At 42.8% G+C, this 17,952-nt stretch carries 17 protein-coding genes; 8 read left to right on the top strand and 9 right to left on the bottom strand.

Annotation, left to right across the window (positions count from 1 at the left end; all coding sequences use genetic code 11):
- Position 1: 1 nt before the first annotated feature.
- Both H7U22_RS11110 and H7U22_RS11105 read right to left on the bottom strand, forming a co-directional pair.
- Positions 2-655 carry a BON domain-containing protein gene (locus H7U22_RS11110; protein ID WP_187071428.1) on the bottom strand — a complete coding sequence of 218 codons (654 nt, stop codon included), beginning with the start codon at positions 653-655 and terminating at the stop codon, positions 2-4.
- Between the two features lie 65 nt (positions 656-720).
- Positions 721-1,281 carry a helix-turn-helix domain-containing protein gene (locus tag H7U22_RS11105; RefSeq protein ID WP_187071427.1) on the bottom strand — a complete coding sequence of 187 codons (561 nt, stop codon included), beginning with the start codon at positions 1,279-1,281 and terminating at the stop codon, positions 721-723.
- A 350-nt stretch (positions 1,282-1,631) separates the two neighbouring features.
- On the opposite strand from H7U22_RS11105, the gene H7U22_RS11100 reads away from it, so the two are divergent.
- The 3 genes from H7U22_RS11100 to H7U22_RS11090 all read left to right on the top strand — a co-directional run bounded on the left by H7U22_RS11100 (position 1,632) and on the right by H7U22_RS11090 (position 4,602).
- Positions 1,632-2,294: a BON domain-containing protein gene (locus tag H7U22_RS11100; protein ID WP_187071426.1), complete on the top strand. Its 663-nt coding sequence runs from the start codon at positions 1,632-1,634 to the stop codon at positions 2,292-2,294.
- Positions 2,295-2,354: 60 nt separating this feature from the next.
- A complete protein-coding gene (locus H7U22_RS11095; protein ID WP_187071425.1) occupies positions 2,355-3,737 on the top strand; it encodes an NAD-dependent succinate-semialdehyde dehydrogenase in 1,383 nt (460 codons plus the stop codon).
- A gap of 121 nt (positions 3,738-3,858) precedes the next feature.
- Positions 3,859-4,602, top strand: a complete 744-nt coding sequence (locus tag H7U22_RS11090) for an HAD-IIB family hydrolase (protein WP_187071424.1) — start codon at positions 3,859-3,861, stop codon at positions 4,600-4,602.
- A gap of 5 nt (positions 4,603-4,607) precedes the next feature.
- Here H7U22_RS11090 and H7U22_RS11085 read toward each other — a convergent pair whose 3' ends face one another.
- The 6 genes from H7U22_RS11085 to H7U22_RS11060 all read right to left on the bottom strand — a co-directional run bounded on the left by H7U22_RS11085 (position 4,608) and on the right by H7U22_RS11060 (position 10,840).
- Complete coding sequence (locus tag H7U22_RS11085; RefSeq protein ID WP_187071423.1) at positions 4,608-5,297, bottom strand: PRC-barrel domain-containing protein; 690 nt, start codon at positions 5,295-5,297, stop codon at positions 4,608-4,610.
- A 51-nt stretch (positions 5,298-5,348) separates the two neighbouring features.
- Positions 5,349-6,338: an MlaD family protein gene (locus tag H7U22_RS11080; protein ID WP_187071422.1), complete on the bottom strand. Its 990-nt coding sequence runs from the start codon at positions 6,336-6,338 to the stop codon at positions 5,349-5,351.
- Between the two features lie 5 nt (positions 6,339-6,343).
- The gene (locus tag H7U22_RS11075) at positions 6,344-7,123 is read right to left on the bottom strand and encodes an ABC transporter ATP-binding protein (RefSeq protein ID WP_317172966.1); all 780 of its coding nucleotides are present in this window, start codon (positions 7,121-7,123) and stop codon (positions 6,344-6,346) included.
- Positions 7,124-7,128: 5 nt separating this feature from the next.
- Positions 7,129-7,899, bottom strand: a complete 771-nt coding sequence (locus tag H7U22_RS11070) for an MlaE family ABC transporter permease (RefSeq protein ID WP_187071421.1) — start codon at positions 7,897-7,899, stop codon at positions 7,129-7,131.
- A 177-nt stretch (positions 7,900-8,076) separates the two neighbouring features.
- The gene (locus H7U22_RS11065; protein ID WP_187071420.1) at positions 8,077-9,153 is read right to left on the bottom strand and encodes a glycoside hydrolase family 130 protein; all 1,077 of its coding nucleotides are present in this window, start codon (positions 9,151-9,153) and stop codon (positions 8,077-8,079) included.
- A gap of 58 nt (positions 9,154-9,211) precedes the next feature.
- Entirely contained in the window at positions 9,212-10,840 is a 1,629-nt protein-coding gene (locus H7U22_RS11060; protein WP_187071419.1) for a L,D-transpeptidase family protein, read from the bottom strand.
- 375 nt (positions 10,841-11,215) lie between these two features.
- On the opposite strand from H7U22_RS11060, the gene H7U22_RS11055 reads away from it, so the two are divergent.
- The 4 genes from H7U22_RS11055 to H7U22_RS11040 all read left to right on the top strand — a co-directional run bounded on the left by H7U22_RS11055 (position 11,216) and on the right by H7U22_RS11040 (position 14,161).
- Entirely contained in the window at positions 11,216-12,085 is an 870-nt protein-coding gene (locus H7U22_RS11055; RefSeq protein WP_187071418.1) for a universal stress protein, read from the top strand.
- 144 nt (positions 12,086-12,229) lie between these two features.
- Positions 12,230-12,970, top strand: coding sequence for an SDR family NAD(P)-dependent oxidoreductase (locus H7U22_RS11050; RefSeq protein ID WP_187071417.1), 741 nt, complete (start codon positions 12,230-12,232; stop codon positions 12,968-12,970).
- A 35-nt stretch (positions 12,971-13,005) separates the two neighbouring features.
- Complete coding sequence (locus H7U22_RS11045) at positions 13,006-13,887, top strand: DnaJ C-terminal domain-containing protein (protein WP_187071416.1); 882 nt, start codon at positions 13,006-13,008, stop codon at positions 13,885-13,887.
- Positions 13,877-14,161 carry a chaperone modulator CbpM gene (locus H7U22_RS11040; RefSeq protein WP_187071415.1) on the top strand — a complete coding sequence of 95 codons (285 nt, stop codon included), beginning with the start codon at positions 13,877-13,879 and terminating at the stop codon, positions 14,159-14,161. Before H7U22_RS11045 ends, H7U22_RS11040 begins: the two co-directional genes overlap by 11 nt.
- A gap of 18 nt (positions 14,162-14,179) precedes the next feature.
- Here the strand turns inward: H7U22_RS11040 and H7U22_RS11035 are convergent, their stop codons facing one another.
- Positions 14,180-16,708 (bottom strand): heavy metal translocating P-type ATPase, encoded by a 2,529-nt coding sequence (locus H7U22_RS11035; RefSeq protein ID WP_187071414.1) that lies wholly within the window; start codon positions 16,706-16,708, stop codon positions 14,180-14,182.
- 346 nt (positions 16,709-17,054) lie between these two features.
- Between H7U22_RS11035 and H7U22_RS11030 the strand changes: the two genes are divergently transcribed.
- The gene (locus tag H7U22_RS11030) at positions 17,055-17,888 is read left to right on the top strand and encodes a universal stress protein (protein WP_187071413.1); all 834 of its coding nucleotides are present in this window, start codon (positions 17,055-17,057) and stop codon (positions 17,886-17,888) included.
- Positions 17,889-17,952 lie beyond the last annotated feature (64 nt).

Genomic DNA, 17,952 nt, shown 5'->3' with positions numbered 1-17,952 from the left:
CCTAATGTTCAACCAAAAGATCATTTTCGACCATAGTTACGCCGCTGGCATTCCAGGCCAGTCTACCGGCCTCATCCTTCTGATAGAACGTGCTCACATGTCCATGCAAGTTTACATGATTACCTGAAACGTGGATCTTAATTTTACAATCTTTCAGCGAAGAATTACGCTTGATTGCTTTTTCGATAGCCGCCTTTTCGATATCATCTCCATGATCAGATCTGATCTCGATGTAGTTAGAAATTCCTTTTACACCCGCAAGGTTTGTAGCTGCTTTTTCCGCCGCTTCGCGCTGGTAGTTCCACTTTACCTTTCCGCTCAAGGTAACCCATCCCTGTTCCACTTCAACGCTAAGGTGATCATCGGGCACTTCAGAATCGCCCTTGAAGGTATTGACTACGTCGGCAGCAATATCGGTATCATTACTGCTTGAGGCTGAACCCAGATTGACTGTAATTTCCTCTGCTACACCCTTAACACCTGATACATTCTTAGCGGCCTCTTCAGCTTCCAGTTTTTTTCGATAGCTGTCAACCGATCCTGTCAAGGTAACAATACCGTCCTTAACCGTAACGCCGATCTCTGCGGCATGCAAAAGCGGTTCCCATCTGATGGCATCCTGCACATCTTTTTGTAATTCCTCGTTTTTTTTCATCTTTTCTTTGTTTTGTACCCAATACCAATTTAATGTAGATATGAATGGGTCTATTTGATCTATTGTTATACATTTTCAAGAGCAATGCGGCTATCAAACGGGGCATTCCTGAAAAATGAGGCCGTGAGTCCTGTTACTTGCTTAAACTGCCTTGATAGGTGTGCCACGCTGCTGTAATTCAATAAGTAAGAGATTTCGGTAAGATTTAATTCATCGTAAAGAATTAACTCTTTTGCACGCTCTATCTTATGATTGATGATGTAGTGTTCGATGGTCATTCCAGTTTCCTGCGAAAATACATTGGCCAGATAGGTGTAATCATGTTCGATTTTTTCGCTGATATAATTGGAGTTCTTTACTTTGGGCAGCTCTTCTGTATAATGCACCATATCGATGATCGTATTCTTGATGCGCTCGATCAGCATCGCTTTCTTGTCTACCATAAGCTCAAGACCAAACCTGATCAGTGCTGCTCTTAGCAATCTGTATTCATCTTTGGTTGGAACATCCCGCATCTCAACCTCGCCCAGCGCTATGCTTTCATACTTGAGGCCAATCAGCTCGAGCTCGTTTTTTACGATCATTTTACACGGGTTGCTGACCATATTCCTGATATGTAATTTCATAGTTGAATTGCTTATATTGATTGAAAGCAAAAAGCATTTTTAAATGTGATCTGCTCTTTCAACAAAATTCAGCATTGCGCATTGTTTTAGGAATGACGCCCATCATGCGGATTATAGATGTTCATCATCAGCGCTAAATTGAAAGATCTTTTTACTGAGCGCTCCTGTTTTTTCGCAGTTGATGAACATCTTATCTTAACATGACCTGTATCATTTGTAAGGGAAGGGAATAGGCTGACCTTTATCTGATTCATAGTTTCCATACTAGCCTGAGCATTTTTGGAGCTATTGGGGCGAAAAAATAGCAACATAAGAAAAGGGCTATTTACGAGACACTAATTTAACAGCAGATGAAACACAATGAAACACTAAAAAATGAAGTAAAGGAGGCCATAAGGCTCGAGCCATTACTTAATACAGCAGAGATAGAGGTTACCACAAATGAAGGCATCGTTACCTTATCGGGAACGGTTGACAGCTACGTTAAGAAAAGAGCAGCTGAACATGTCGCAGGCAAGGTGCCCGGCGTGCACGCAGTTGCGGAAAAGATCAAGGTTAAATTCGGAGCGGATGTTACTAAAACAGATGAAGCTCTGGCGTCGGAGATATTGAAAGCTTTACAGTTCAGCCCAGATATACTCAAGGACAGTATAAGCGTACTTGTTGAGGACGGCTGGGTTACCCTTGAGGGTAAAGTCAAATGGACCGCCCAGAAAGAGGAGGCGGAAAGAGCAGTCCATCATCTCTCAGGGGTAAGGATGATTACCAATAATATAAGCATCCGTTCCGAAAGAGAAGATGATGTTGAAAAGGCGACTATAGAGAATGCACTTCTGAGAAACTGGGCTATTGATGACCAGGAAATCGAAGTTTCCGTTCTTGGAAACCAGGTTACTTTGATGGGGAAAGTACATTCCCTGTATCAGAGCAATACCGCAGAACGGATTGCCTGGAACGCACCCGGAGTTTGTAACGTACATAATAAACTGACCATAGAATACGCTGATTGCTGATCAAAGAATAGTTATTAACCTTTAACTGAAAATATAAAACAAATACCTTAATTTTTAAACATGGCCATACAAACCATTAATCCTTTTAATAATCAGGTTATTAAAAGCTACGAGGAAATGACTCCCGATGCGGTAGAAATCGCAATTTCCATTGCAGATGAAGCGTTTCAGCATTGGAGAAAAACTCCATTTTCGGAGCGTGCAGCGCTGCTGCACAAAGTTGCAGGCCTCATGCGTAAGCAAAAGGATGTCCTTGCCAAACTCATTACCCTAGAAATGGGCAAACTGATTGCACAGAGTTACGGAGAAATTGCCCTGAGTGCAGATATCTTGGATTACTATGCCGAAAATGCAGAAACTTTTTTGGAAGACCAGCGTCTTGAACCGGAATATGGGGAAGCATATATCAAGAGTACACCAATAGGCGTACTGCTTGGAGTAGAGCCCTGGAACTTTCCGTTTTATCAGGTAGCCCGTTTTGCAGCACCCAATATCATGGCGGGAAACGTAGTTTTAGTGAAACATGCCAGTAATGTTCCCCAGTGTGCACTGGCCATACACAGGCTTTTCGAGGAAGCGGGCGCACCCGAAGGTGTTTACACCAATCTTTTTCTGAGCGGAAGCCGCATTGATCAGGTTGTGGCTGACGAACGGATAAAAGGGGTATCCCTTACAGGAAGTGAAACAGCAGGTGGAAGCATTGCTGCCGCAGCTGGAAAAGCGCTTAAAAAATCTGTACTTGAGCTTGGTGGCAGTGATGCCTTCATCGTACTTGCTGATGCAGATATCGATCAGTCGGTTGATTGGGCAGTTATCGGAAGAATGAACAATACCGGGCAGTGCTGCGTTGCTGCAAAAAGAATCATTGTTGTGGAGGAGATTGCGGACGAATTCCTGGCCAAATTTAAAGCCAAACTGAGCGGACTGGAGGTGGGGGATCCTATGGATAGTGATACCCAGCTAGGGCCATTGAGCTCTGAAGGTGCAGTGATCCAGCTGATCGAACAGGTGCAGCGGAGCGTAAGCGCCGGGGCAAAGGTTCTGCTGGGCGGAAAGCTCATAGACCGTCAGGGTGCCTTCATCGAGGCCACAATCCTAGGTGATATAAAGCCAGGAATGGCCGCGTATCACGAAGAATTATTCGGGCCTGTTGCGGCCTTTTACAGGGTAAAGGATGAACAGGCTGCAATTGATCTTGCCAACGATTCACCATTTGGACTTGGTGGAAGTATTTTTACCGGAGATATTGAAAAAGGGAAACGCCTTGCCGAGCAGATCGATACCGGTATGGTCTTTATCAACCATCCAACCTGGACACAGGCTGACCTTCCCTTTGGCGGCACCAAGCGCTCAGGATATGGCAGGGAACTGTCAAGCCTTGGCGTACAGGAATTTGTAAACAAAAAATTAATCAGGGTTAGTGCACTAAGTGATCCATTTTAGTATCATTAATAAATATTAATGCCTTTTCTAATCCTTAACCGGTTGGGGAAGGCATTTTATTTTGCAGATCAAAAACCAAATAAATATATAACTCGGGCGTTTATTAAATAAAGCAACGGATATGAAAAAACTTATTGTATTCGATCTTGATGGTACACTTGCCTTAAGCAAATCACCCATTGATAGTGAAATGAGCATATTATTGGATCAGCTACTGGCATCAATCAAAGTAGCGGTTATTTCTGGCGGAAACTGGCCACAGTTTCAAAAGCAGGTACTCTCAAAGTTATCTATAGGAAATGCGCTGAATAATTTATCGATTCTGCCCTTATGTGGTACAAAATATTACTTCTATGATTCGGATTGGAAAAAGCTTTATGAAGAAGATTTTAATGAAAAGGATAGAACATTCATTATCGACTCTGTTGAGCAGGCCATTTCGGATACAGGTCTTTTGCCTAAAAAAAAATGGGGTGAACTTATCGAGGACCGTGGAAGTCAGATTACCTATTCAGCACTCGGGCAAGACGCTCCCCTGAAAGAAAAACAAAATTGGGACCCAGATTTTTTCAAACGGAAAATATTGAAAACTGCTTTGGATAAGGTTCTTGGGGATTATTCAGTCAACATAGGTGGTTCTACATCTATAGATATTACTGCCAAAGGGGTAGATAAGTCTTATGGCATAGAAAAGCTTCATGAAAAGCTTGGTATAGAGGTTGCCGAAATGATTTTTATTGGTGACGCCCTTTTTAAAGGGGGCAATGATGAGCCGGTGCGAAAAACAGGCGCATATTGTATTAAGGTCAGAGACCCCGAAGAAACCAAAAGGATCATCGAGGCCGTTCTGGCTTTCTTGGGCTAATTTTTTCAGGAATTGAACAGCATCAGGGACTTTACTGATTCGATATTGATGTCTACGATAACAAGTGAGTCTTCCCATCGGATTTCTTTCACATGTTCAACCTTCAGCAAAACTTTCTTTCCGCCGATCCCATTATGGGTATCAATAACAAGGTATTCGATCTCCCAGTCCATATCATTCATCATAAAATCTGCAAGGTGACCGATCTCTCCGTCAGTGGCACGGATATGATAACCGGAAACCAGATGCGTGCTCTGCAAATGAAGGTCATTTTTCTTTCCTTCCAGACGATGTTCCGGAACTACAATCCTTTCATCAATCACCAGCGGCTGATCCATCACCGCATCCGAAGCACCGGCGTAAAAACCACTTCCCCCGTACCGCTGCCAGGCATAATGACCGTATAGTTCAATCTCCTGTTGCAATGAAACCGGTTTTTCTGTATCAATATCCGGGCTATCCTTCACCTGATCCATAGATAGATCGACCGGAAAAATTCTGTTTTTCCAATCTGGGCTTAGCAATGCCTGAGGTGCAATGAGTTTCTTTTTTTCCATAAACCAGTTTCCTGTTTCAACCACCAGGTAACGGATGGCCCAGGAGGTATCCTCAAAATAAAAATCTTTTACATGTCCTATCTCGCCATCCCTGGCACCTATTTTATATCCGAGCAGACTTTTGATATTGTGTTGCATAATTGATCTGATTTATTGTTTAATTGATGTAATGGCCATTCTTGTTTTTTGCTATTCTTTCGTTTTGGTTTTTTGCTGTTTCTGCTCCTGTTTCCTGAAATATCCGCGGAAGAGAAAACTATGCTTGGTGGCATCCATAAGATCAGAGAACCCATCCGTTCCTTTCTGCAGGTTATCCAGGCTGGTACCGAGCTTTATTGTAAAAGATGAATCCCGTAACAGGGCATGCAATGGTCCTTTTCCATAGTTCAATTCATAATCAATCCCTTTTACCATATCACCAAGCTGGCCGGTAACCTTTTTGGCATTTCCACCCGTGGCCCTAAAATCAGCAACAGCATATTTGAGATCGGAAGAGAGCACTGTATCTGTCAATAATAGCCCGAGGGTACCTTTTCCCCTACGGATATTGCCAACTAGGGCATTTAATCCATAACTCATCTGATTGGCATTTTTTGTAGCCATATTGATTTCGTTAAGCGAAGATTTTAGGCTTAGGCCAATTGCAGGGTCATTCATCAGGTTGAAGATTTCACTGGTATCTAAGCGGAGAACGGTTTCTTTTAAAGCCTTAGCAATTGCAGCTACATCGTTGTTGGTCTTGGAGAGTGTCTTGAGCATCTCATCGGTACTCACCAGCTTCTGCGCATCAAGCATATCTCCCTCAGAAATTTTTTCGCCAGCCAACTTAACAGGCTCGATATTGATGACCTTGTTGCCCATCAGTCCTTCAGTTCCTATGGCTGCCTGTGCGTTTTTATGGATGTAGGGACGCACCTTGCTGTTGATCTGCATGGTCACCTCGATTGTGGTATCGTTAACCATATCAATGCTCTTCACCGTTCCTGCCTGGATGCCTGAAAATAAAACATTGTTGCCTTCCATCAATCCATTAAGGTTATTAAAGCGGGCCTTAATTTCAAAGTCCCTTCCAAAGATATTGCGGCTCCTACCGATCATGTAAAATGAGACAACCAGCACCAGCAGGCCCGCCATCACGAATATGCCAAGTTTGATATTTTTTGCTTCTGTCTTTGCCATAATACTTACTGAAAAAATTGATTGATTTTGGGATCGCTCGAACTTTCGAGCGTTTTGTATGTGCCGTCCGCATAACACCTGCCTTCTAAAAGCAAAATCACGCGGTCTGCAATGTTTCTCACACAGTTCATATCGTGGGAGATAATGATTGAAGAGGTCTTGTATTTTTTCTGGAGCGTAAGGATCAGCTGATCGATCTCCCTTGCCGTAACCGGATCGAGTCCTGTTGTCGGCTCATCGTAAAGGATGATTTCGGGTTTTAAGATCAGCGTTCTGGCCAGGGCAATCCTTTTGAGCATGCCTCCCGAAAGTTCTGCAGGCATCATATCTGAGGTATGGGTGAGCCCCACGTTTTCAAGTGCTTCCTTTACCATTTTGCCAACCTCGGTTTCGCCAAGGCTGGTCCAGTGCCGGCGTAATGGGAATTCGAGATTCTCCCTAACCGTCATCGAATCATAAAGTGCATTGGCCTGAAATAAAAAACCGATCTTGGTCCGGGCCTTTGCAAGCTCATCCTCATCCATCGAAGTGACATCCTCGCCAAATACCAGAATCTTTCCCTTATCCGGTTTTAAAAGCCCGATAATACATTTTATCAGTACTGATTTTCCAGCTCCCGATTTTCCGAGTACCACCACATTTTCCTCCCTTTCAACGCTTAAGGAAAAATCTTCCAGAACGATGTTAGCTCCGAATCGCTTATAGAGATGTTCGATTACGATAACCGGTCCGCTTATAGGTTGCTGTTCTCCCTCTGCTTTATTTTTTATTGCTCCTATATTCACGCCCTTTAATTTAAACCCAGCAGATTGGTAAGTTGAACGGTAAGCAGGTCCAGAATAAAAATCAGCACCGAGGAAAGCACGACCGCAGAATTGGCCGAACTTCCTACGCCCTGGGTTCCTTTAGTCGAATTAAATCCCTTATAGCAACCGATCAGACCAACTGCAAAACCGAAGAATATGGTTTTGATAACCGCAGGAAGTACATCACTGTAACTTAGGCTTTCGAAAACCTGCACAAAAAAGAACCTGATATTCGTTACCGATTTGATATTTACACCGATATAGGCACCGAATAGCGAAACCGCATCTCCCAGGATCGTCAATATCGGAAGCATCAGGCTGGTTGCGATTACCCTCGTCGCGACCAGATATTTAAACGGATTGGTTCCACTTACATCCATGGAATCAATTTGTTCGGTAACTTTCATCGATCCCAGTTCTGCCCCGATACTGCTGCCGATTTTTCCCGCAAAGATAAGAGCCGTGATCACCGGACCGATTTCCCTTACGATAGCAATGCCCACCATAACCGGAAGTTCAGACTGGACCCCATAGCTCACTAGTGAAGGACGGAGTTGCATAGTCAAAACAAGTCCCATAATAAAACCGGTCAGTCCGACCAATGGGAATGATTTGTATCCGATGAGATAGCATTGCGACAGAAGTTCTTTAATCTCAAACTTGGGCTTGAGCCCATGTGAGAAAAAACGCCCTGCAAACCTGGAGATCTGCCCGGTCTGGTCCAAAAAATCTTTAGCCTCAGAAATTATTGACATATATTGTTTATTTGTTTTTTATGGACTGAAACCTGGGGTATCTGATCCGAAAATTTTTTGATGAATTCTTTTCTAAATAGAAACAATCCTATCGATGCAAAACTCCCTTTTATTCAGTCTTAAACGTTATGGAATTCTTTTGATATATTGTATCATTCACACTTATGCATTAATGTGCTATACAGGCATTACCTCTGGAATATCCAATCTGGCCACTCCAATCCGGTTATCTGCCATCCCGTAGTACACATCGTAACGATCGGGGCAATCAATGTCCTTACGCTGATCTATGCCTGTGGGAAAGACCACATCGCCGACTGTTCCAATACGCTCTTCTGGCATTTCAGGGCTAAGCACGGGGTCAGCGGAGCGGTAAAGGATTTTGTTGGGGCTCGCCGTGTCCAGGATCATCACGCCTGCAGAATACACCAGCTCATCGTAGATGTCTGGAGTTATTGAACCCTGCATGACCCCATGGTAGACCAGGAGCCAGCCGTGCCTGCTCATCACGGGAGGTGCCCCGGCACCGATCTTGAGCTTTTCCCAAGATGCCTCTGGAAGGGCAAGCGGACTATTGGAGACAAACATCGGCAGTGGACTACTGTGGTAGGGCTTAATGCTGATATGGCTATAGGATATCCAGATGCATTCATGGTGGTCCCTGATGCGCCTGTCCAAGGGATCTTTAACGATATCCTCTGGCCGGGTACCCGGAAATAACGGCCGGTGCAGCATGACAAGTGAAGGATGCCCATGTGGGCTGATCAGCGAGCGGGGGAAGATGCAGGCATCCTTATTGTTTACCCCATTGAACTCGATGTTTTTATAGGGTGCAAAATTTGCAAGCCCCAGACGTTCCCAATGCAGAAGGTCGGCAGAAACGGCAATAGCTATCCTTGGGCCTGCTGCGGAAAAAGCAGTATAGGTCATTACATAACTATTTAGCGGCTCAACGAATGTGATTCTTGGATCTTCGCATCCTCCTCTTCCACCAGTCCTTTTCTCATAATCCGCTTCAGGTTCCAGTGCAATGCCTAGACGTTTTACCCCTATGGGGTTACCTTCTGGACTAAAGATTACCCGGGCAATACCAATTCTTGAATAGTTGCCTTTGGCCACCAGCCTGGGAAAAAGGTAGAGGTTCCCATCCGGTCCACGTATCGCCGCAGGGTTCAGCACTCCTTCGGCTTCCAGCTCGTTTCCCTCCTCAGGCTGCATGATTATGCCTAGTCTCTTCAGTTTGAATGGGTTCATAATATCGGTATATGAAATATTTTGGATTTGTATTGTTTTGTATCCAGATCAACGAACGCTAGAGTCCCGAGATCAAGGTAGCCGCCATGGCCTCATCGAGGTGATAGATGTCGTTTCTGAAGTTAAGGACATTGTCCCGGTCGCAGAAAGCAGTCAGGTAGGCAATATAGACCGGAACCTGCTTTTTCATTGGGACGTATCTTTCTCTGCCGGAATTCATTGCAATTGCAATCCTTTTATTAGTCCATTCCCTTTGATTGCCCAATAAGAATTCTGCAAGTTTTACAGGTTCCATTACCCTTATACACCCATGGCTGAAAGCACGTTCTGTTTCTCCGAAAAGTGACTTGCTTGGTGTATCATGCATATAAATGCTGTAGCTGTTCGGAAATATAAACTTAACCAGGCCAAGGGAATTCCTTTTCCCCGGTCTCTGCCTTACAACAGGTATTTTGCCATTGTAAGCTGTTATCTCCATATCATGTTTGGCCAGGTAGGCAGGATCCTTTTGAATTCCCGGAAGAACCTCCTTTTTGACGATGCTTTCCGGAAGGTTCCAGTAAGGACTGAACACAATATGTTTTAGGTCGCCAAAAAAAACGGTTGTTCTGCTCCAGCTTTGCCCAACAACGACATTGCAGCTCCACAGCAGGCTATCACGATGGTACACGTGCAGTTTATATTCAGGGATATTGACCGCCAGATAATCTGCATCCGAACGGACCGGAAGCCATCTGCAGCGTTCCATGTTGACAATGATCTGTTTGATGCGCTGCGCTAAGGGAACATTGAGCTGGGCAAATGTATCCGGTCCTAAAAGTCCATCCTCTTTTAAACCGTGCCTTTGCTGAAAATGTTCCAGACCGTCGATAAGTTCCTGATCATATCTGGTGCTAACGGTATCGCCATTATGATCGCCAAGCTTGAAAAGCCGCAACCTGATCTGAGCGATTACCTGCGCGGAATCACCCGGTTTTAATGGTCTTAAGCTATCCAGCAGTGTAGGCCAGTCCTGCGAAGAAAGATTTCTGTACTTTTTGAGAAATGATTTAAGCAGTTCATATTGCCTATAAACAGGCTCATGGAATACCTCCTTGGAATCCTTTTCATTAAGCAGGCTATCGAGGATTTTTGCGTAAGCTAATTTTTTCCTTGGAATGAACCATCCTGCGGTGCTGCTCAAAGAGTCATCCTGTCCATGCCAGGCTAATTTTGAAAATAGGAAGTATTGCGCTGTGAGCATCAGCTCAGTTGTGGGATCCATTTGAGGCTTTTTCAATACCTCTATGGGACTGTTTACCAGAGAATCCAATATCCTGGAGTATGGAGGCATCCGATAAATGCCTTCCTCGCTGATGTTCAGTACGCGGTTGCTCAGGGTATGTGCCTGAAAGGTAAGCCGTTCTTTATTATACCAGGCATAGGCAAATTTCCTTTTTCGGTAGAAATTCCGGAGCGCAGGCTGGTATGCAGCAAGTTCTGGGAAACGTAAAAAGAAAGTTTCCACGCCCAAACTATCAAAAACATCGAATTTTTGATCGCTGAATTTTCCGGCGATCGAAAGCGAATCTGAACTCACATGCTTTTTTTTCTGTTGGGCTCTGCAGGTCAGCATTGAAGAGATCAGGATTGCCGGTAGCAAGATCTTATATAGGCATTTTAACAAGCGGTATGCTTTTAGATTCATCTTGGAAAATTTTGGTAAAATGGAAAAAGACATTCTTTTTCCGTAGGAAATAAATACTGCATCATGATGGCCTTGCGGTCCGGCCTGGTTGCAATAAAGAAACAACATGGGACGACCAATTTCCTGTTTTTATTATCCCGCACGTTATCTAACTATTTGGATATTTTGCATGATTCACACTTTTGCCTTTTGCTGACGGTGCTTAGTGTTGGGAATCATGTCTGCACTTGATGATCATCATTTGCCCAAAGATTAGAATTAACAAGATTTGTACTTCAAAAGATCTATCAATGAAATCATCATGATTTTCAAAAGCACACTGTTACAAAATAAATCATGGTAGCTATTTACCATTAAAAAACAAATGATATACCGATGAAAAAAATACTTATCGCCACTGATTTTTCAGTAGCTGCTGATGATGCCGCCAGATATGCCATTGAGCTTGCCATAAAGTTGAAAAGCGATGTCATACTGATCAATGCGGCGCCAGTAAGCACAGACTCTCCTGTAGAGGTCCTATGGCCAATAGAAGATTATCAAACGCTCATCAAACGAACGGATATCCGGTTGAAAGATCTTTCCAAAACATTGCTGGAAAGTATTCCTGTTACTGAAAGTTCTGAGGCTTTGCCAAAAATTAGCATAAAGTCCGACCTAAGTTCAGTTAGCGATTTGCTAAGGGAAACTGTTCAGAAAGAAAATATAGGCTTTGCAGTTATGGGGCTCTCTGGTGCAGGGAATATGAAGCGCTTTATTTTGGGCAGCAGCAGCCGAGACGTAATAGACTCTGCAGATTATCCAGTCCTGCTGATCCCTAAGGGAACAGCCTTTAAGCCGATTCGAAAAATTGCTTTCGCAACAGATCTTGTTCTTAATGACATGGATTCCATACAGATACTGGCATCTTTTGCAAGTCTGCTAAATGCCGAATTGATCATTGTACACGTCATAGGGCGCAATATCGATAAAGACCTAACCGGGCGCATTGACGCCTTTATGGGCGAACTTAAAAAAAGGATCAATTACGAGCGGATTTATTTTGAGAACGTTTACCGAGTTAAAGTTGAGGACGGCCTTGATTGGTTAAAGGATCATGGAGAAATGGATTTATTGGTTATGATCCATCGCAAACACGGCATTATGAATGATTTCGTAAACGGAAGCCATGCACAGAAGATGGCCCGACAAACGAAACTTCCCTTACTGGTTATGCCAGAAGGTTATCTTGAAATGCTCTGCTGATCATCTGGCCACTACCACTAAGTGGACTTTGTATCCTCGAATTTGCCATCTCCAGAAAAGGTCTTTTATCATCTGTTATTGTGATCTCGATCATAAGATTAGCTTTCTGATTAACCTAGATTTACCGAATAACACAATCACATTATGAAAAATAAAACAGTAATTATTACCGGTGGCGCATCTGGAATTGGAAAAGCAGCAGCAGAGTTATTTGCAGAGGCGGGCGCAAATGTGGTCATTTCTGATATAGATAGTATACAAGGCGATGAAGTGATTCGTGAAATCCGTTCGGGAGGGGGCATTGCCTCTTTTTTCAAAACAGATGTAGCCAAACCCGAGCAAATGGAAGCTCTCGTTCAGTACGCTTTGGATACCTATGGAAAACTGGATATAGCAGTTAATAATGCAGGGATCGGTGGCGAACAGAATACCATCACAGATATGAGCCTTGAGGGCTGGCAGAAAATAATATCTGTTAACCTCAGTAGTGTTTTTTATGGAATGAAATACCAAATTGCGGCAATGCTAAAAAGTGGCGGGGGCAGTGTGGTTAATATTTCTTCCATACTTGGAGCGGTAGGTTTTGCTGGCTCTGCCGGGTATAGCGCAGCAAAGCATGGCATTATAGGATTAACCCAAACGGCCGCATTGGAGTATTCTGCGCAGAATATCCGCATTAATGCCGTTGGCCCGGGCTTTATCGATACACCTTTGCTGAACGCTATGGATGCAGCAATGAAAAACCAGCTTATTGCCATGCATCCAATTGGCCGTTTGGGCAAAAGTAGGGAAGTGGCAGAGCTGATATTTTGGCTTGGAAGCGAAAAATCCTCATTCGTAACGGGAAGCTACTATCCAATTGATGGCGGATATCTCTCCAAATAACATTTATGACTACTGCATAGGTTCTTCCAAATAAAATGGAGTATATAGATTACTATAAATTGCTCGGTATTACCAAGGTGGCAACAGCCGCTGAGATTAAGACCGCTTATCGAAAATTTGCCCGCAAATACCATCCAGATCTCAATCCAGACAATAAAGAAGCTGAGCAGAAATTCAAAGCGATTAATGAGGCCAATGAGGTTTTGAGTGATCCGGAAAAGCGCAAGAAATACGATAAATACGGAGCGGACTGGAAAAATGGTGAACAATTTGAAAAAGCAGGACAAAAGCAACAACAGACCCATCAGCGTCAAAACTCGGAGTCATTCGGTGCTGATGATTTTTCTGAATTCTTTGAATCCATGTATGGTGCAGGGAACCGGGGCAGGCAGACCAAGTTCCGCGGACAGGATCTCAATGCTGAGGTTGATCTTAATCTAAGGGATGTCTATGAAAGCCGGAAACAGACCTTAACGGTGAATGGCAGGCAGATCAGGCTTACTTTTCCTGCAGGAATAGAAAACGGCCAGATCATCAAGATAAAAGATCATGGTAGCCCGGGAGCCAATGGCGGTCCAAATGGAGACCTTTACATTACCTTTCTGATTAAGAACGATACGCTGTTTAAAAGAGATGGAAATAATCTGCATCTTGATGTTGACCTAGATCTTTATAAGGCAATGCTTGGCGGAGAGATATTAGTCGAAACTTTTACAGGAAAGGTAAAGTTAAAAGTTGCATCCGGAACGCAGAGTGAAACCAGGGTAAAACTGAAAGGCAAGGGTTTTCCGATTTATAAAAAGGAAAACCAATATGGCGACCTTTATATTACTTTCAAGGTAAAGCTCCCATCAGATCTTTCTGAGCGGGAAAAAGAATTGTTCACCGAATTAAGCAACATCAGAAATGGAAACTGAGCATTTAGTATCATTGGAGATATTCTGTCTGCATAATGAAATAGAGCTTTCATTTATTTATCGCCTGCACGAATTCGGTATAATAGACATTTTTAAAATAGCAGAGCAGGATTACCTCCTTAGGGATGAACTTGCCCATCTGGAAAAAATGATACGTCTGTACGATGAACTTGAGATAAACCTGGAAGGGTTACATGCAATAAAGGGGCTTTTGGAACAGATTGCCCTGTTAAAGCTTGAACTGAAAAATGCAAATAACAAACTTCTTCCTTGATTTGCCCTGTTACCTTTTTTAAATATTGGTGTTTTTTAATCTTAACGCATTAAGGATTACCGAGACAGAACTCAGGCTCATTGCCAAAGCCGCAACCATGGGAGAGAGCAGGATTCCCGAAAATGGATATAAAATACCTGCCGCAACGGGAATGCCCAGTACATTGTAACCAAGAGCAAATATTAAGTTTCCTTTTATATTGGACATCACCTTTTTGCTTAAGGCTCGGGCTTTCACAATGCCTGAAAGGTCTCCGTTGATCAGTGTGATAGAAGCGCTCTGAATGGCGACATCTGTTCCCGTGCCCATGGCAATGCCAATATCTGCCTGTGAAAGTGCGGGTGCATCATTGATTCCATCACCCACCATAGCCACCTTTTTTCCAGCTGACTGTAACTTCTTGATCTCTATAAGTTTGTCTTCGGGCAGCATCTGAGCATGGAACCTATCCAGTTTAAGGCGCTCGCTAACAGCCTTTGCCGTATCGCTATTGTCGCCCGTAAACATAATCACTTTTAGTCCCTCATTCTGAAGATTCCGGATTGCTGATTGGCTAGTCGCTTTAATCTTATCAGAAATGACCACAAATCCGGCAACCTGCCCGTTAATGGAAAGGTATGAAACGGTTTTGCCCATTCGCTGTTCAGCGCTCACCTTTTCGCTTAAATCCGGCGCAATAGCGGCGCCAATCTGATCCATCAGGATTTTATTACCCAATGCCAGATGTTCTTTGCCGAGTATTCCCATCACACCTTTTCCGGTAACGGATTCGAAATGATTAATTGTCTCCGCTGTAACGCCCTTTTCTTCGCCATACTTTACAGTGGCCTGGGCAAGCGGATGTTCGCTGCTGCTATTTAAGGAAACGATTCTCCTGAGCAGATCTTGCTCTCCAATGTTAGGATCGGTACTTGCAACATACTCTACCGTTGGCCTGCCTTCTGTTAAGGTTCCTGTTTTATCAATGATGAGTACATCTATCGAATTCATTTTTTCCAGAGACTCAGCATCTTTAATCAGAATACCCATTTGGGCACCTTTGCCAATGCCCACCATTACCGACATGGGCGTTGCGAGGCCCAGTGCGCATGGGCAGGCAATAATCAATACCGAGATCGCATTTACCATGGCATAAACATATACAGGTTCTGGCCCATAGATGGCCCAGATGAAAAAGGTTACGGCAGAAATGACTACAACAACAGGTACAAAATAGCCTGAAATCCTGTCTGCTATCTTTTGGATCGGTGCCTTTGATCTACTTGCGGCATTAACCATTTCGATGATTCTGGAAAGCAGTGTCTCGGAACCGATTTTTTCTGCGATCATGATAAAGGTTGTATTGCTGTTGATTGTTCCAGATCGAACCATATCACCAGACTTTTTGTCCACCGGGACTGGTTCCCCTGAGATCATGGATTCATCAATCGTTGCATCACCCTCCTTAATGCTTCCATCAACAGGGATTTTTTCTCCCGGCTTTACCCGAAGTAGGTCACCTTTTTCAATCTCATTTATACCAACTGTAATTTCCTTATTGCCGACAATTTTTGTGGCAATTGCTGGAGCCAGTTTTAGCAGTTCCCTGATAGCGGTGGTGGTCCTTTTATGTGCTTTTGCTTCAAGCAATTGCCCCAATAGTGCCAGAGTAAGTATTACAGTTGCTGCTTCAAAATAAACATAAACCGTACCTTGGTGTGTCATAAAATGAGGCGGGAAAATTGAAGGAAAAAACAGGGCAACTATACTAAACAGCCATGCTACCCCGGCACCTAGGCCGATAAGGGTGAACATATTCAGTTTCCAGCTCATTACGGACTTCCATGCCCTCTGGAAAAACAACCAGGTGGCATAAAAAATCACTGGTAGGGAGAACATCAGCTGTACAATGTTCCAGTATTTAAGATCCATGATCTTGAAAAGCGGATTTGCAGGTATCATTTCTGACATTGAAATCAAGAAAATCGGCAAGGTAAAGCTTGCAGCCACCACGAATTTTTTTCTAAGTACAGCATAGCCCTCATCCTCCCGGCCTGCTCCGTTTTCAATCTGGACAAGATCCATTCCGCAAATGGGGCACACCCCTGGTGAATCCCTAATGATTTCAGGATGCATCGGACACGAGTACTCAGCTCGGCTGCTTTTTAGCTCAGGAGCTTTAACCAGGTTCATGCCGCATACAGGACAGCTTCCGCTATGCCCATAATTCTTTTCTCCCTCACAATGCATTGGGCAATAAAAAATTCCCTGATTACCGGTTTTACCGTTGTCAGTTTTATGGTTAAGATGTAAGGCTCTTCCTTCTATCTTGGTTTTGCTATAGGCATTTGCCTGAATAACTTCTTCCTTTTTTATTATATAGCTACCTGCCTTTGAAAGTTCTTTTTGAAGGGCTTCTTCAGAAATGGGTCTATCTGTTGTAACTGTTGCGCTAGGAGGATCAAGACTAACAAGCGCAGATATACCATCAATAGCATTCAGTGCATCTTCGACTTTTTTAAGGCAGCCCTTACAGCTCATGCCTATTATTTGGTAAGTATATTTCATATCGGATTTTGGCTTAAAGACATCTCGTTTGCAAGAAAAATGCTTCGAAGCTTTCGTTTCTCATCATTTGTTTTTTAATTCCAAGTAAGGTAGAAAACCTTTGCAAAGGTTATTAGATATGTATAATAAAGCTTATACAATTCTGGAAATTGTTTGTATGATTTTGCATCCTATAGTCTTATAGGCTAAACTACTAGGTAGTGGATACAAGTCAATACTCACATTTAAATCATTAATATGTTTGATAAAGATCATTTTAAAATTGCTATGTATTTTGGAAATTGTGATTACACTGGAGAGGACCATTTAAGTTAATGAAGGAGCAAAAAACCAGTTTAAAATAGAGATGAAAAAAATCATGGTAACTACGGATCTATCTATCAATTCAAAATCAGCAATAAGAATGGCTATTCGATTAGCAAAAATAGGGAATGCATCTTTAAATGTATTACAGGTATGTCATATTCCTAAGCCATTTGGATGGACACATAATGCGTATAAAAGTTTCGTAAAAAAAAGTATGGATAAGCTTACTGCTGAACTGGGTACTTTTGTTTCTAATATATGCCGTTCAATGGAATTGGAGCCTTTCAAGTTTAAATCTGTCGTGATTAATTCCCTCTTGGTGGTTAGTACAATAAATGATTATGCTGAGGCGCAAAAGTTTGACTATATTTTAATTGGTACCCGTGGTGCAGGTACATTAAAAAAACTCTTTGGTACAAATACAAGTGACCTCATATCGATTTCTAAAATCCCCATAATATGCGTACCAAGTAAATATCGATACAGGCCAATTAAAACTATAATTTATGGTACTGATTTGGAAGATTTTGAGCAGGAGCTTCCAAAAATTATAAATTTTGCAACATTACTTAAGGCCGATATTCAAATGCTTTCAATCTCTCCTCCATTTGAGGGAATAAACAACCCAGAACAAATGCAGATGCGGATCAGTAAAGCGTTTAAATTCCCAATAAAATTTGTTCAAGTTAATCGGAATGTTGTAAATTCCTTGATTGAAGATATTTATCTATCGATGAAAATAAGACCTAACTCCATGCTTGCATTATTTTCTCACCACCGTTCTGGATTTGAAAAGCTTTTATTTCCATCAAATGCGGAACAATATTCTTTTTTCGCTGATGTTCCACTTTTGGCGATGAGCAAAGGGAGTTAGATCTCAAATTATTAGCTGATAAATTAATTATTGTTACAGTATATCCATTTTTATGATTCGCAGG

It is taken from the genome of Pedobacter fastidiosus (genome assembly GCF_014306625.1).
Classification (GTDB): domain Bacteria; phylum Bacteroidota; class Bacteroidia; order Sphingobacteriales; family Sphingobacteriaceae; genus Pedobacter; species Pedobacter fastidiosus.
The sequence above is the reverse complement of the archived record's forward strand: the minus strand, read 5'-3'. Positions and strand labels throughout refer to the sequence as shown.